Origin of the sequence: Bacillus sp. BPN334 (assembly GCF_008368885.1) — a bacterium.
GTDB lineage: Bacteria > Bacillota > Bacilli > Bacillales > Bacillaceae_G > Bacillus_A > Bacillus_A wiedmannii.
In genome coordinates, this window is sequence record NZ_QOZW01000010.1 from 61,719 (window position 1) to 77,767 (window position 16,049).

At 36.9% G+C, this 16,049-nt stretch carries 15 protein-coding genes; 2 read left to right on the plus strand and 13 right to left on the minus strand.

Features of this window, described 5'->3' with window-relative positions:
• Positions 1-249: 249 nt before the first annotated feature.
• The 3 genes from phoR to DN393_RS15395 all read right to left on the minus strand — a co-directional run bounded on the left by phoR (position 250) and on the right by DN393_RS15395 (position 3,121).
• A complete protein-coding gene (gene phoR, locus DN393_RS15385; RefSeq protein ID WP_001032126.1) occupies positions 250-2,013 on the minus strand; it encodes a sensory box histidine kinase PhoR in 1,764 nt (587 codons plus the stop codon).
• Positions 2,006-2,725, minus strand: coding sequence for a two-component system response regulator PhoP (gene phoP / locus DN393_RS15390; protein ID WP_001065222.1), 720 nt, complete (start codon positions 2,723-2,725; stop codon positions 2,006-2,008). The genes phoR and phoP overlap by 8 nt, the downstream gene beginning before the upstream one ends.
• 159 nt (positions 2,726-2,884) lie before the next feature.
• Complete coding sequence (locus DN393_RS15395; RefSeq protein ID WP_064474610.1) at positions 2,885-3,121, minus strand: hypothetical protein; 237 nt, start codon at positions 3,119-3,121, stop codon at positions 2,885-2,887.
• 89 nt (positions 3,122-3,210) lie between these two features.
• On the opposite strand from DN393_RS15395, the gene DN393_RS31995 reads away from it, so the two are divergent.
• Positions 3,211-3,342 (plus strand): hypothetical protein, encoded by a 132-nt coding sequence (locus DN393_RS31995; RefSeq protein WP_001265022.1) that lies wholly within the window; start codon positions 3,211-3,213, stop codon positions 3,340-3,342.
• A 56-nt stretch (positions 3,343-3,398) separates the two neighbouring features.
• Here the strand turns inward: DN393_RS31995 and DN393_RS15400 are convergent, their stop codons facing one another.
• From DN393_RS15400 to DN393_RS15425, 5 genes are all read right to left on the minus strand, one after another.
• A complete protein-coding gene (locus DN393_RS15400) occupies positions 3,399-3,872 on the minus strand; it encodes a MaoC family dehydratase (protein ID WP_000914190.1) in 474 nt (157 codons plus the stop codon).
• Positions 3,873-4,088: 216 nt separating this feature from the next.
• Positions 4,089-5,027, minus strand: a complete 939-nt coding sequence (gene mdh, locus DN393_RS15405) for a malate dehydrogenase (RefSeq protein WP_064474609.1) — start codon at positions 5,025-5,027, stop codon at positions 4,089-4,091.
• A 19-nt stretch (positions 5,028-5,046) separates the two neighbouring features.
• On the minus strand, positions 5,047-6,339 hold the full coding sequence (gene icd, locus DN393_RS15410) for an NADP-dependent isocitrate dehydrogenase (protein WP_064474608.1): 1,293 nt from the start codon (positions 6,337-6,339) through the stop codon (positions 5,047-5,049).
• 160 nt (positions 6,340-6,499) lie between these two features.
• Positions 6,500-7,648 carry a citrate synthase gene (citZ, locus tag DN393_RS15415; protein WP_002073260.1) on the minus strand — a complete coding sequence of 383 codons (1,149 nt, stop codon included), beginning with the start codon at positions 7,646-7,648 and terminating at the stop codon, positions 6,500-6,502.
• A gap of 386 nt (positions 7,649-8,034) precedes the next feature.
• Positions 8,035-8,496: a DUF441 domain-containing protein gene (locus DN393_RS15425; RefSeq protein ID WP_000625511.1), complete on the minus strand. Its 462-nt coding sequence runs from the start codon at positions 8,494-8,496 to the stop codon at positions 8,035-8,037.
• Positions 8,497-8,916: 420 nt separating this feature from the next.
• On the opposite strand from DN393_RS15425, the gene ytvI reads away from it, so the two are divergent.
• The gene (ytvI, locus tag DN393_RS15430) at positions 8,917-10,035 is read left to right on the plus strand and encodes a sporulation integral membrane protein YtvI (protein ID WP_088048028.1); all 1,119 of its coding nucleotides are present in this window, start codon (positions 8,917-8,919) and stop codon (positions 10,033-10,035) included.
• Between the two features lie 524 nt (positions 10,036-10,559).
• On the opposite strand, the gene DN393_RS15435 is transcribed toward ytvI, so the two are convergent.
• From DN393_RS15435 to accD, 5 genes are all read right to left on the minus strand, one after another.
• On the minus strand, positions 10,560-10,949 hold the full coding sequence (locus DN393_RS15435) for an FxsA family protein (protein WP_064474606.1): 390 nt from the start codon (positions 10,947-10,949) through the stop codon (positions 10,560-10,562).
• A 195-nt stretch (positions 10,950-11,144) separates the two neighbouring features.
• On the minus strand, positions 11,145-12,902 hold the full coding sequence (gene pyk, locus DN393_RS15440) for a pyruvate kinase (protein ID WP_001232679.1): 1,758 nt from the start codon (positions 12,900-12,902) through the stop codon (positions 11,145-11,147).
• A 53-nt stretch (positions 12,903-12,955) separates the two neighbouring features.
• Entirely contained in the window at positions 12,956-13,915 is a 960-nt protein-coding gene (gene pfkA, locus DN393_RS15445) for a 6-phosphofructokinase (protein WP_000821162.1), read from the minus strand.
• 128 nt (positions 13,916-14,043) lie between these two features.
• Positions 14,044-15,018 (minus strand): acetyl-CoA carboxylase carboxyl transferase subunit alpha, encoded by a 975-nt coding sequence (gene accA, locus DN393_RS15450; protein ID WP_064474605.1) that lies wholly within the window; start codon positions 15,016-15,018, stop codon positions 14,044-14,046.
• On the minus strand, positions 15,006-15,875 hold the full coding sequence (gene accD / locus DN393_RS15455; RefSeq protein WP_000942866.1) for an acetyl-CoA carboxylase, carboxyltransferase subunit beta: 870 nt from the start codon (positions 15,873-15,875) through the stop codon (positions 15,006-15,008). Before accD ends, accA begins: the two co-directional genes overlap by 13 nt.
• Between the last annotated feature and the right edge of the window lie 174 nt (positions 15,876-16,049).

A 16,049-nucleotide genomic window follows, 5' to 3' on the forward strand; every position in this document is an offset into this window, starting at 1 on the left:
TTTTTCACAGAAAAAAACCGTTCCTTTCCTCTCTCTATATTAACATGACTAATAGAGAGAAGAAAAATAACGGCTATTTTCTATTATATATACAAACGTTTACTAACATAAAAGGGAAGTGACGAGAACAGCATAACTATTCTCGTCCAAAATTACTCCTTGGATGAAGGGGTTTTCATGTATTATATTAACAGACCTTTATTAATATTTAATTAAGCCATTGTTAATATATTGTAAATATCCTTCATCCTATTTTTCAGTTGCTGATTTTGGTAAAACAACTGTAAATGTTGTCCCTTCCCCAACTTCACTATCCACTGTAATCGTACCGTGATGTGCCTCAACTAAATGCTTTACAATCGATAATCCAAGGCCTGTACCACCAGTATTTCTACTTCTCGCTTTATCCACTCGGTAAAAGCGTTCAAAAATACGCGGAATTTCATCTTTACTAATACCAATTCCGGTATCCGATACTTTTATATAAGCATTATATTTATCTTCTGCTAATTCTACAGAAACAACGCCTCCAGCCGGCGTATATACGATTGCGTTATTCATTAAATTAATAAAGATTTGCTTCAAACGACTTGGATCTCCAATGACCGAGACTCCTTTTAGCGCATTTACTTGTAAAGAAATTTCCTTTTCTCCTGCTTTGTTATCAAGCACCATATGAATGTCTTCAAGAAGTCCCTTCATATCAACGGTCCCCATACTCAATTTAAATCCTTGTTGCTCAATCTTTGATAAATCTAATAAATCTTCAATTAACCCTTGCATGCGTTCACTTTCTTTTAAAATAATGTGCAAGAAATGTTCGCAGAATTTTTTATTATCCATAGCACCGTCCAAGAGCGTTTCTGAAAAACCTTTAATAGAAGTAATCGGTGTCTTTAGTTCATGAGAAACATTCGCTAAAAAGTCTTTTCTCATTTGTTCTAATTTCTTTAGCTCAGTAATGTCATGGAATACAAGGACAATCCCTTTCCATTCATGGTTCGTCCCGATAATCGGTGCTCCATATACTTCGAAATGCTTTCGCTCAATTCCAAGCGGCAATAACATTTGTTTACGCACTTTCACTTCTGTCATAAAGATTTCTTCCACGAGCTCTATAATTTCTGTATGATGAAACGACTCATAATATAAACGATCTAAATATTCTTCATCTGTTACGTGGAAAGTCTCCTTATACGAACGGTTTACAAGGTTTATATAACCGCGACTATCAATTAAAATCATTCCGCTTCCCATATTTTCAATTAACGTATGCAGACGATCTTGTTGCATTTCTTGCTCAAGTGTCATCTCTTGTAAATTACGGGCTAAAATATTAATCGCTTTACTCAGCATTCCCGTTTCATCCGAATGACTCTCATAAGCGCGTGCTTTATAATTTCCCTTCGCTAATTCGATAGCAACTTTCGTAACGGATTCAATCGGCCTAATATATTGCCCTGTAATTTTCATACCTAAAAATACGACTACGAGACAAGCGATAACAAATCCGATAATTAATAATCCCCACGTTTTTTGATGAACAGATTTCAAAGGCTCAATTGTACTTTTTACCAAAATGTACCCTTGTTTTCCTGCTACATCTTGAACGAACACCGCATGGTAAAATTCATTATTCTGCTCTGTTTCTTTCGTAATGACTTTATTTCTTTGTTTCGTTGTTTCAGAAGTAAGTTCTTTAATTATCCCTTGGCTAAAAGCAGACTGTTCTCCTCCGCTATATTGAACTTTCTTTTTTTCATCTACAAATGCAATAGAAGCCTGTATTTTTTCTTCTAACTTTTCAAATACATATGGATTTTTTAAAACATCATCAAAACCCTGTTCTTCTGCTAATACCGCAACATACTCTGTCTCTTTTACCATTCTCTCTTTGGCATGATCTATATAGTAGTTTTCAAACACGGTTTCCAGTAATAAACCTAGTCCAACTAAAATAAAAACAATAAGAGAAACAAATGTAAAAAGAAGCCTGGAACGAAATTTATTCATCCCCTTTTGGCTCCTCTAATTTATATCCTAAACCACGTATCGTTTTAATGTACGTCGGTTTTTTCGTATTTTGTTCAATTTTATCGCGCAAATGGCTAATATGAACGTCAACAATTCGTGTATCACCAGCAAAATCATAGTTCCATACAGCACTTAATAATTGATCACGTGTCAACACGCGACTTTTATTTTTCGCAAGATAAACAAGTAGTTCAAATTCTTTTGGTGTTAATTCAAGCTTTCTTCCTTGGAAATAAGCCTCATAAAATTCCGGCAAAATTTTAAGTTCAGCAATTGTGATGCTCTCTTCATCTGACGCTTCTTTCACTTGTTCTTCTTGTTGTAATTTCGTGCGGCGCAAAATTGCCTTCACACGCGCAACAACTTCCCTTGGGCTAAATGGCTTCGTCATATAATCATCTGCCCCAAGTTCAAGACCTAGCACCTTATCAAATTCATCATCTTTTGCTGTTAACATTAAAATCGGCGTCATAACGCGCTGCAATCGTAATTCTTTACACACTTCCATACCATCCATTTTTGGAAGCATTAAATCTAATATAATTAAATCTGGGCGTTCTGTTGTCGCTTTTTGAAGCGCCATTTCTCCATCCATCGCTGTTATCACTTCAAACCCAGCTTGTTGTAGATTAAATTCAATTAAAGTTAAGATAAACTCCTCATCATCAACTACTAAAATACGATTGTTCATTCTTTTCCTCCAAGTTATAGACTTGAAACCTTCTTCATCCTAGCATTTTCCCCGTTATTCTCATCATACTAGAAAATAAGGTCCCTCTCAATATAATTGTCTATTCATGGAGCTCGTTTGTACTATCATTATTCCTAAAAACAACTCCACTCGGCTTAATTAACTTGTTGTTATCCATACTTTATACACTTCTATATCGTTATTAAACTCCACATTCGTATAAATATTAAATTCTCGATTTTGCGCTAACAAAAACGCAAGAGCATACGCTATTTTATAGTCTAGCGTTTCATATCCATCAAATACTCTTCCATACATTTCATTCGCGACCCCGTCTGCCCACACTTCAGCTTCTCTTATCGTTTCAAAGATAACATCTTCTCTTTTCCACTTCATCTTAAAAATCACCCCTTTCATTGACTTCAATTACCAATAAATATATTATTAATTTAAATATATAAATAAACACAATTCAGGGGGCTATTATGCGAGTATTACTACCTATTTTAACTTTAGTAGTAACATGTTTCCTTACTTTTAACGTACCAAGCTGGGATACGATTAAAACAGGTTGTTCAGAATTTGCCGAAGGGTTTAAAGAAGGGTTTTTCAACTAAAAATAGCGCTAGTCCCTTATAGTAAGGTATGCTAGCGCTATTCATATTTTCATGTTTTAAAAATTATCTAATGCTTTTTCCATAATAGAAACTGATTTAAAAGGCGGTGTTACTGTTAAGGAACCTTTTACAACCGTTTCTCCTTTTTCATCATGAGCAGATACAAGCATATCAATTGTATGTTCCTCCTCAGAAACAGCCACAACTTCAAAGTGGATTTGTAACGTTTCATAATGGTGAACATGCTTCACGAACGTAAGGTCCTTCCTAGTAATATGACTACCTGGACCTGGTAAATATTTCGTAACTGCCGTTGTAATCATTCCAGTTAGCATAATGCTTGGTACAATCGGCTTTTCATACGGAGTTTGGGATGCGTAATCATGCTGAATATATAATGGATTGGCATCATTCGTTAACCCTAAGTACAATAACAAATCTTTATCCTCAATTTTTTCAGTGATAGATAATTTCTCTCCTACTGTAATTTCATCCATTCTACGACCAATTTGAACTTTTTTCTTTAACATGTTACAACCCCCTCCGATTTTTTCACCTTATTATCCTACTAAAATCGATACCTTATCCGAATTTTACTATGATGAGGGCAATGTATAGTATAAATCTATAGTTTCATTATAGGATACACCAAATGATAGCGTTTTCATATTATTTCAAAAAAACATTTGAATAAATAGTAGAAAAAGATTCGGGGCCCCGAATCTTTTTCCGCTTATATTTAATTATTAAACAAGAACCTTCATTACATTACGTACAGATTCTACAGAGCGATCTAACGCTTCTTTTTCATCTGCAAGAAGTTCTAACTCAATAATTTTTTCAATTCCGTTACCACCTAGAATTACTGGTACCCCTAAGTAAAGGTCGCTATAACCATATTCACCTTCAAGGTACGCAATAGCTGGTAATACACGGCGTTGATCTTTTAAGATTGCTTCTGTCATTTCAACTAAAGAAGCAGCTGGTGCGTAATATGCACTACCGTTTCCTAATAAGCCTACAATCTCGCCGCCACCTTTACGGGTACGTTCTACGATTGCTTCTAAACGCTCTTTCGGAATTAACGTTTCTAACGGAATGCCACCTGCATAAGAATAACGTACAAGAGGTACCATATCGTCACCGTGTCCACCAAGAACAAATCCTGTAATATCTTTCACAGAAAGATTTAATTCTTGTGCAATAAATGTACGGAAACGAGCTGTATCTAATACGCCCGATTGACCGATAACACGCTCTTTCGGGAATCCTGCTTCTTTAAATACAGAATATGTCATTGCATCAACTGGATTTGTTAATACAACAATAATCGCATTTGGTGAATGTTTTGCAATGTCGCGCGTAATACTTTTCATAATTTTAGAGTTTGTTGCTACTAAGTCATCACGGCTCATACCAGGCTTACGCGCAATACCTGCTGTAATAACGACAACGTCAGAATCAGCAGTATCTTCGTAATTAGATGTTCCAATAATGTTAGCATCAAAACCTTGTACTGGGCTCGCTTCTAACATATCTAACGCTTTCCCTTTTGTTGGATTTTCCAGTTGTGGAATGTCCACTAATACAACATCTGCAAGTTCTTTTTGTGCTAATAAGAATGCTGTTGTTGCTCCTGTAAATCCTGCACCGATGACTGAAACTTTCTTGCGTTTGATTGTCATAATTTACCCCCCGCTTTAATTATGCGTTTTTGATTATCGCTACATCCATATTTTTAATAAGTTCATTAGCGAACTCAGAACATTTCACTTCTGTTGCACCTTCCATTAAGCGTGCGAAATCATAAGTTACTACTTTTGAAGCAATTGTTTTCTCAACTGAATCAGTTACTAAATTCGCAGCTTCGTTCCATCCTAAGTGCTCTAATAATAATACACCAGAAAGAAGAACTGAAGATGGGTTTACTTTATCTAAACCTGCATATTTTGGAGCTGTACCATGTGTAGCTTCAAAGATAGCATGTCCAGTCACATAGTTAATGTTTGCACCAGGTGCAATACCAATTCCACCTACTTGTGCAGCAAGTGCATCAGAGATGTAGTCTCCGTTTAAGTTCATTGTTGCAACAACATCGAACTCACGTGGACGAGTTAAAATTTGTTGTAAGAAGATGTCTGCAATAGAATCTTTTACGATGATTTTTCCAGCCACTTCAGCGTCTGCCATCGCTTTATTCGCTGCATCTTTACCATCTTTCTCAACGATACGATCATATTCAGCCCAAGTAAATACTTTATCGCCGAATTCTTGTTCCGCTACTTCGTAACCCCAGTTTTTGAAAGCACCTTCTGTAAATTTCATAATGTTTCCTTTATGAACTAATGTAACAGAAGAACGCTTTTCGTTAATTGCATATTGAATTGCAGCACGAACAAGACGCTTTGTCCCTTCTTCTGAGATTGGTTTAATACCAATACCAGATGTTTCTGGGAAGCGGATTTTATTAACACCCATTGCTTCTTTTAAGAAAGCAAGGACTTTTTCTGCTTCCGGAGATCCTTGTGCATATTCAATTCCAGCATAAATGTCTTCTGTATTCTCACGGAAAATAACCATATCAGTATCTTCCGGACGTTTTACAGGTGAAGGAACACCATCAAAATAACGAACTGGACGTAGACATACATATAAATCTAATTCTTGACGAAGTGCTACGTTTAGAGAACGAATACCACCGCCAACTGGAGTTGTAAGTGGACCTTTAATCGCGATTAAATATTCACGGATTAAATTTAAAGTTTCTTCTGGTAACCACTCGCCTGTTTGGTTGAATGCTTTTTCCCCTGCAAGCACTTCTTTCCAAACGATTTTCTTCTCACCATCATAAGCTTTTTCAACTGCTGCTTCTAGTACACGAGATGCAGCTGCCCAAATATCAGGACCAATTCCATCTCCTTCGATAAATGGAATAATCGGATTGTTTGGTACATTCATAACACCATTAGTTACAGTAATTTTTTCACCTGTCGTCAATGTGATAACCCCCATGTTTGAAATTTCATATGTATGAAACTGAGGGAATAACCCCTCAGTTCAAACCGTTATTTAAATTAAAATATTCTAATCATTACGTCTTTCCGAAAAAATCAGACTTTTGAAAGCGTATTTTCACTATCAAAATAGTATTTTTTGCTTATCGTTGTGCAATTGGAACGTACACTTGATGTGTTGGTCCATTATAATCAGCACGTGGACGGATTAAACGGTTGTTTTCATATTGTTCTAGAATATGAGCTAACCAGCCTGACATACGGCTAATTGCAAAAATAGGTGTAAATAAGTCATGGTCAATTCCTAAACAATGGTATACAGAAGCTGAATAGAAATCAACATTTGGCGGAAGACCTTTTTCTTTTGTTACAATGTCTTCAATTTTGATAGACATATTATACCATTTGTTTTCTCCTAAAAGCACGCATAATCTCTTAGACATTTCGCGTAAATGTTTTGCACGCGGATCACCCTGCTCATATACACGGTGGCCAAAGCCCATGATTTTCACTTTATTTTGAAGAGCATTATGAATATATGATTCTACATTTTCTTCTTCGCCAATTTCAGTTAGCATCTTCATTACATTTTCATTTGCCCCGCCGTGAAGAGGACCTTTTAACGCACCGATTGCTGCTGTAATACCAGAATATACATCTGAAAGTGTAGCTACACAAACGCGTGCAGTAAATGTAGAAGCGTTTAACTCATGATCTGCGTGAAGTACAAGCGCCTTATCAAAAGCTTCAATTTCAACTTCATTTGGCTCGCGATCATTTAACATGTACAAGAAGTTTGCAGCTAATGATAAATCGTTTCTAGGCTCAACAACATCTAAACCTTTACGAATTCTTGCATAAGCAGCAACTAAAGTTCCCACTTGAGCCTGTAATTTAACCGCTTTCAAATAATTGGAGTTTTCATCCATAATTTCAGCGCTCTCATCGTATAATGATAGCATGGAAATTGCAGTTCGTAAAACAGACATCGGATGTGCGATTTTTAAATCTACTTGTTTCAAATATGTTAAAATCTCACCTGGAACTTTATAGTATTCCGATACAGTCTCTTTAAATTTCGCTAGTTCTTGTTCATTAGGAAGCTTGCGATGCCATAATAAGTACACTACTTCTTCAAATGTAGCATTCTCAGCTAAATCATCAATATTATACCCAACATAAGTTAATGTATCATCAATAATAGAGCTCACAGATGATGTTGTTGCTACTACCCCTTCTAAACCTCGAATAACAGTCATGACATTCTCTCCTTTTCCTGAAAATTCTCCCAACCTTGCTCCTTATATCTATTTGCTCCCCTTTTGAATTATGAACGCCCGTTCACTCTTTAGGCAAGCAAAATGCACGATCATGCAAATTTATTGCGATGTTCCCCTCTTATGTCCATTGTCTACATGGAAAGCATGAGCGTGAATGTCTCCCCGAATCCTCACGCTCAAAACAACAAGTTAGTGAGGAAAATTAATTCCGAAGAGTTTTATGATAAAAACAACATAAAACAATATCATTATAAAATTGTTTTATGTTGTTTTTATTTTATCTGGTGTAAAGTCTCTGCTGTTATGTAACTTTTCAAAGTTTCTAATCCTATTATAAACAATTATCTGACTTTTGTGAACAGAAAGAATTCAAAATTTTTATATTACTATAAAATTCCTCATTTAAACATCTGTATAATACTCATAACTGCATAGGCAATTCCAGCCCCAATTAATGGACCTACAGCAACTCCATTAAATAAAGCAACCGCTATAATTGTCCCGAAAACGAGCGCAGTTGTAATATGAGGATCCGTCGTCAATAATTGTACGCCGCCTTTCGCTAACAAAGCAACCGCTACCCCTGAAGCTAAAGCAATCCATGCATAATACGATTTCGCCGCTTCTCCAAGTTGTTTAAAACCTATTTCCCCCGTTGCAATCGGTACGAGTACTGCTATTGTAATAACCGTTACACCGAGGTTAATCCCTTTCGTTTGTAGATAAGGAAAGACTTTATCTCCTAGAAACGTAAATTTCAATAAAAATAACACACCAATAGCTACAGTAAGCGATTGGTTTTTAGCAACAAGTCCTATAATAAGTAGTATGAATAAAAATAACGTTGACTGACTAATCATGTTTGCACTTCCTTTCTGAAAATAATGAACTCATTTCCAAACAAAAATACCTTTAAACCTATCGTTATACATGCTATATCGATGTATATTCAACAATAACCACTTCATTTTTTATGTATTTTAAACTGACAAACTGAGACTTTCATCATCAAAAATTTAAGCATGTATACATTTTTGAAAACGATTGTCTCTCCTTTCTTTTCTAATAAGAAACAGGTAAAATAAAAAGAAGAGAAAATGAAGTTTTTACCATATAGTAGAAGCATCAACACCAAGCTTTTACAGTCACTCATGTACTGAAAAAGCAGGAAAAATCCATCATTCCACTATAACATAAAGTGAAACTTTAATCAGTGCAGCACACTCGTTATAAGTTGAACGAATTAGGATAATCCAAATTGGAATGGGAGGTATACATCTTTGAACCGAAACTTACTATATATGATATTGCGACTCATATTTGTCATTGTAGCAACGGTAGCCGGGTTCTATGCATTACTATATATGTCAGGACTTATCTACCCTTTTATTATCGCTTTCGCATTTGCTTATTTGATTAATCCTGTCGTCAATTTCCTTAATCAAAAACTACAATTTCCTCGCGCACTAGCAGTACTCGTTAGCTTAATTCTCGTATTTGGAGCTATCGTTGGACTCGTTACATATCTTGTAACAGAAGCAATATCTGCCACAACATACTTACTACAACTTGTTACAGTAAAGTTTCCGGATATCGTTAAATTCGCAGAGCAATTTGCACTTAATCATATTATGCCTCTCTATGATGATTTAATTTCTAAATTTAATCATCTTGGGGAACCACAGCGCTATACGATTACACAAAACATTCAAAACTTAGGAACCGAAGCAACGACGCAAATGAAAGAACTTTTAACTGCTATTATAAGCGGGTTAACAAATTTCATTAGTGCATTACCAACAACTTTAACTGTCCTTGTATTCGTTTTATTAGCCACTTTCTTCATTAGTTACGATTGGCACCGTCTTGCTCAGAAAGTAAGAAAATTTTTGCCGAATCGTGTTCATGGCTATGGAAAAACTATTTTTGTCGATTTAAGAAAAGCTTTATTTGGTTTTGTTAAAGCGCAACTTACACTCGTATCTATGACAACTGTTATTGTACTAATCGGACTTTTAATATTACGCGTACCATACGCCATTACTATCGCGATTATTACAGGGGTTGTAGATTTACTCCCATATTTAGGAACCGGCGCCGTCTTCGTTCCTTGGGTTATATACGTATTTTTCACTGGCGACACTGCTTTCGCCATCGGTCTTCTCATCTTATACATCGTCGTGATTGTCCAAAGACAAATTATGGAGCCTAAAGTACTCTCATCTAATATCGGCCTCGATCCATTAGCAACACTGATCGCTCTATTTGTCGGCTTTAAGCTTTTTGGCTTTTTAGGATTAATCATCGGTCCAGTCACCTTAGTACTACTTAATACATTGCACAAAGCTCGTGTATTCCATGATTTGTGGAAATATATTAAAGGCACACCTTCAAAATAATAGTTTCTAATTCATATACAACAAAAAACTTACATGTAATCAGTGGGAAATTCCCACTGATTATTCCTTGTACTTATTTTTTACACTCATTACATACAACGAGAGAATTGCCCCAGAAAAAGGATAATACTCTTGTTTTTTTGCATGAAAAACGCATATTTCGAGGTATTTTTACATATTTATTCTATTATCCCTATAATTATTACTTACATTTATTACTTTTTATGTAAATGAATAAATATACAAAAACCAGCTTGAGTTCATATGAATTTCCCTACAGTATACTCAGTAAGAACTACCTACATATCCAACCGAAAAATACACAGCAAATATAATAAAGCAAAACTACGATTATTAACTTTCACCAACCGGATTAGTATGAGCAGTCCGATTTCCACTTAACTCCTTCGCATTCACCAAATTTTAAGGCATGATACAGCAAAACTTTAATTAACAGAACTTCATCCATCCGCCATCCTTTTGCGGGCAAAAAAAATAGTGCTTAGATCGCTATAATCTAAGCACTATTTCTGCACAATAATAGTAGAACTCTTTCTAAACTTCCATTCCATCCACTTCATAACAAATGGCTTCAACAAAGCCCTCGTCATAGGGATAACGAAGATCAAACCCATTATATCCGTTACGTATCCAGGAAGTACCAAAAGAATACCTCCTACAAAGATAAAAATACCATCCAGTACCGCTCCTCCTGGCATTTCTCCTCTATTCAACTTAGATTGAATCTCTCCAAGTACTTTAAATCCTTGTCTTTTCGCCAAATAGACACCTACAACACCCGTAAATACAATCATAGCGAACGTAGACCATAAACCTATTACATGACTCGATCCAATTAAGACTGTAATCTCAATCGCCGGTATTAAAATAAACAAGAATAGTAACCACTTCATAGTTCTACACTCCTCTCACGCATCACTTTAAACGAACCCATAACGCCCGTATACGCTACACAAAAACTAAACACCTTTCCCTATTGAACCTCGTAACAAACGGCTTCTAAACCCAATTCCAGGCGTTTCAAGCTGATTCCACCTCGTTTTTGTGTAAAAAAAAGAGAAGGACTCCGATCCTTCTCTTCATATTACTTATAGCACTTCCGCATGTCCATTATAAACAATTCCGCGTGCTGCATCAACTGTTACTTCTTGGCCATTTTTTAAAGTTGCTGTTACGCCGTTTACACCAACGATAACAGGAATACCGATTGATACACCTACAACAGCCGCATGGCTTGTTAGACCGCCTTCTTCTACAACTAGAGCAGCAGCTTTTTCGATTGCAGGAATCATATCTTTATCAGTGCTTGTTGTAACAAGGATATCACCTTTGTTTACGTTCGCTACAGCTTCAGCAGCTGTTTTCGCTACAACTACTTTACCTTTTGCAGCTTTACGACCGATTCCTTGTCCTTTCGCAACTTCTTCACCAACAACATGGATTTTCATTAAGTTTGTTGTACCAGTTTCAGCAACTGGAACACCAGCAGTGATTACTACAGTGTCTCCAAGTCCAATTAGACCTGCATCCATACCTGTTTGAATTGCAGTATCTAACATTTCGTCAGTAGACGCTGCACGTTTTCCAGCCATAAATGCTTGTACACCCCAAACAAGTGCAAGACGACGTCCTACTTGCTCGTCAGATGTTACAGCTACGATTGGAGATTTCGGACGGTATTTAGAGATCATTTTCGCAGTATGTCCACTTTCTGTTGGAGCTACGATTGCAGCTACATCAAGAGCAAGTGCTGTATGCGCAACAGATTGGCTAATTGCATCTGTGATTGTTGGAGTGAACTCTTTAATACGTTTTTTGAACATATCTTCATATTGTAATGATTTTTCAACACGTACTGCAATGTTAGCCATCATTGTTACTGCTTCTACTGGGTATTGACCAGCAGCTGTTTCACCTGAAAGCATGATTGCATCTGTACCATCGAAGATCGCGTTAGCTACGTCACTTGCTTCTGCACGAGTTGGACGTGGGTTACGTTGCATAGAATCTAACATTTGTGTCGCAGTAATAACCGGTTTACCTAACACGTTACATTTTTTGATTAGACGTTTTTGTACTAATGGTACTTCTTCTGGCGGAATTTCTACACCCATATCACCACGAGCTACCATTAAACCGTCAGAAACTTCTAAGATTGAATCGATGTTATCGATACCCTCTTGGTTTTCGATTTTCGGTACGATTTGGATGTATTGAGCGTTATGCCCTTCTAATAATTCACGGATTTCTAATACGTCAGATGCTTTACGTACGAATGAAGCTGCGATGAAATCAACTTTTTGCTCGATACCGAAAACGATATCTTTTACGTCTTTTTCAGTGATACCAGGAAGCTTAATGCTTACGTTTGGTACGTTAACACCTTTTTTATTTTTTACAGTTCCGCTGTTTAAAACTTTTGTACGGATGTTTCCGTCAGCTTTTTCGATTACTTCTAGTTCGATAAGACCGTCATCGATTAGAATACGAGAACCTGGGTCTACATCGTCATAAAGACCAGCATAAGATACAGAGAACTTCTCTGCAGTACCTAATACTTGCTCAGTAGAAAGAACTACTTCCGCACCTGTTACAAGCTCAGCTTGTCCGTCTACGAAGTCGTGAGTACGGATTTCTGGACCTTTTGTATCAAGTAAAATACCAACTGTTTTACCAGTTTTCTTTGAAGCTTCACGAATGTTTTTAATACGAGCGCCGTGCTCTTCATGGCTACCATGAGAGAAGTTTAAACGAGCAACGTTCATACCTGCTTCGATTAATTGTTCTAATTTCTCAATACTTTCACTAGCAGGACCTATAGTACATACAATTTTAGTTTTACGCATATTGCACCTCCGAAAATTATGAAACCGTTCCCAAATATCCGACATTAAGCCGATTAGATGGATAATTCTTTAGATAATTGATACATATCTTTATCGATTGTATGCTTTTGAGCTAACGCTTCGATAATATCATGATCAACAAGTTTATTATCTTGAATACCTACACAACGTCCACCTCTACCAGCAATTAATAATTCAACTGCTCTTGCGCCAAGACGACTTGCTAATACACGGTCTTGTGCACTTGGTGATCCACCACGTTGTACGTGACCTAATACAGTTACACGAGTATCAAAGTTTGTTGCTTCTTCAATGTGCTTACCGATGTCAATTGCACTTCCAACACCTTCAGCCACAATGATAATACTGTGTTTTTTGCCACGTTCACTACCGCGCTTCAGACGAGCAATAACATCTTCCATGTCATACTCTTCTTCTGGAATTAAGATTGTTTCGGCACCATCAGCTAAACCAGCCCATAATGCGATATCTCCAGCATGACGTCCCATTACTTCGATAACATATGTACGTTCATGAGATGTAGCTGTGTCACGAATTTTATCAATTGCATCAATAACAGTATTTAAAGCTGTATCGAAACCAATTGTGAAGTCTGTTCCAGGAATATCATTGTCAATTGTACCTGGTACACCAACACATGGGAATCCTTGTTCAGTTAATTTTTTAGCACCTTGGTAAGAGCCATCTCCACCAATAACAACAAGTCCTTCGATACCGTGTTTCTTTAATTGCTCGATACCTTTTAGTCGTACTTCTGGATCTTTAAACTCAGGACATCTTGCTGTATATAATTTCGTACCACCACGGTGGATAATATCGCCAACAGAACCAAGTTCTAATTTTTCAATATGACCAGAAATTAAACCAGCGTATCCATGGTAAATACCATATACTTCAATATCATGGAAAATCGCTTTACGAACAACTGCACGAATGGCAGCATTCATACCAGGTGAATCTCCACCACTTGTTAATACACCAATACGTTTCATTTGTACTCACCTCATAAAGATTATTTGCCTTATAATAAAATAACACGAAAAAATATAAAAACACAATGGAGAAGATGTGTCTTTTCATAATAAAAACGTGCATTCGCGAAGAGGAACGCACGCTTTTATTATTTTATCCCAATGGAAGCGTTTGAAAACGAAACTTGCCCAATTTTCATATATTTTTCATAACGTTTTTCGATTAATTCATCTTTCGAAATTCCGCTTAATTGTTCAAAAGTTTTCTTAAGCATTAAATCTATATTTTCTGATTGTTTTAAAATATTACGATGCGCTCCGCCTTTTGCCTCTGGAATAATTTCGTCAATTACACCTAATTCTTTCAAATCTAATGCTGTAATTTTCATCGCTTCTGCAGCTTCTTTTGCTTTACTAGCGTCTTTCCAAAGAATTGCCGCCGCACCCTCTGGTGTAATAACAGAATACGTGGAATTTTCCAGCATATGAATGTAATCGCCTACTCCAAGACCTAACGCACCACCACTACCACCTTCACCGATAACAATACAAATAACAGGGACAGTTAAACCCGCCATTTCAAATAAATTACGGGCAATCGCCTCACTTTGTCCACGTTCTTCAGCTGCTTTACCAGGGTAAGCTCCCTTCGTATCGATGAAACAAATAATAGGACGATTAAACTTTTCCGCTTGTTTCATTAGACGCAGTGCTTTTCGATATCCTTCTGGATGAGGCATCCCAAAATTACGACGAATATTTTCTTTCGTATCTTTTCCGCGTTGGTGCCCAATTACAGTTACAGGCATCCCCTTATATTTCGCAATGCCGCCGACAATCGCTGCATCGTCGCCAAATAGGCGATCTCCATGACATTCAAAAAAATTAGTAAATAAGTGCTCAATATAATCGAGCGTTGTCGGTCGTTCTGCATGACGAGCAATTTGAACACGGTCCCATACTTTCATATTGCCGTATATATCTTCCTCTAATTTTTCTAGCTTGTCTTCCAAAATACGAATCTCCTCACTGAAGTCCATCTGGCTGTTTTTCGTATAGTCTTTCAGTTCACGAATCTTATTTCTTAGCTCAACAACTGGTTTCTCAAATTCTAGCTCTGCCATACAGCCATTTCCCCTCCTTGATGAACTTCTAAAATCTTACGGAGCGATTCTCTCATATCATCACGATGCACAACCGCATCTAATTGACCGTGCTCTAATAAAAATTCTGCCGTTTGGAAATCTTCCGGTAGTTTTTCACGCACTGTTTGTTCAATTACACGTCTACCAGCAAATCCGATAAGTGCACCTGGCTCTGCAAGATTGTAATCACCAAGTGAAGCGAAACTCGCTGAAACCCCGCCCGTCGTTGGGTGAGTCATAACAGAAATAAATAACCCTCCTGCATTACTATGCTTTTTCAAAGCTACGCTTGTTTTTGCCATTTGCATTAAACTTAATATCCCTTCTTGCATACGGGCACCACCCGACGCAGTAAAGATAATAAATGGAACTTGTAAGTCGTATGCTTTTTCAACTGCACGGGCAATTTTCTCTCCTACAACAGAGCCCATGCTGCCCATTCGAAAACGAGAATCCATTACTGCAACAACAACAAGCATGTCATCAATTGTTCCTTCACCAGTTACAACCGCTTCGTTCAATTTAGTCTTCTTACGATCGCTCTCTAGTTTCTCTTCGTATCCTGGAAACTCGAGTGGATTTAATGAAACCATTTCTTTGTCATACTCACGGAATGACCCTTCATCCAATATACTATCAAGACGTTCCCATGCATTCATAGGATGATGATATCCACAATTCACACATACTTTTAAATTTTTTAGAAGCTCTTTCGTATACATGATTTTTTTACATTTCGGACATTTTGTCATAACGCCATCTGGTACATCTTTTCGTACTTGTTCTGAAGGTATTGCAGCGTACTTTTTCTTTTTCACGAATAAATCTCTTAGCACAATTTGACCCCCTTCGTTGAGAGCTAAGGTTAGCGCAAGAAGAAAATTGGGCTAACACCAAAGTTTGATGTTAGCCTTATCTTCTCAATCTGTCTAATAACCTCACTCTTTACGTTTAACTTTAACCGCTACGCGATAGAATGTTTGTCATAACGTGTCATGGTCATTTCGACA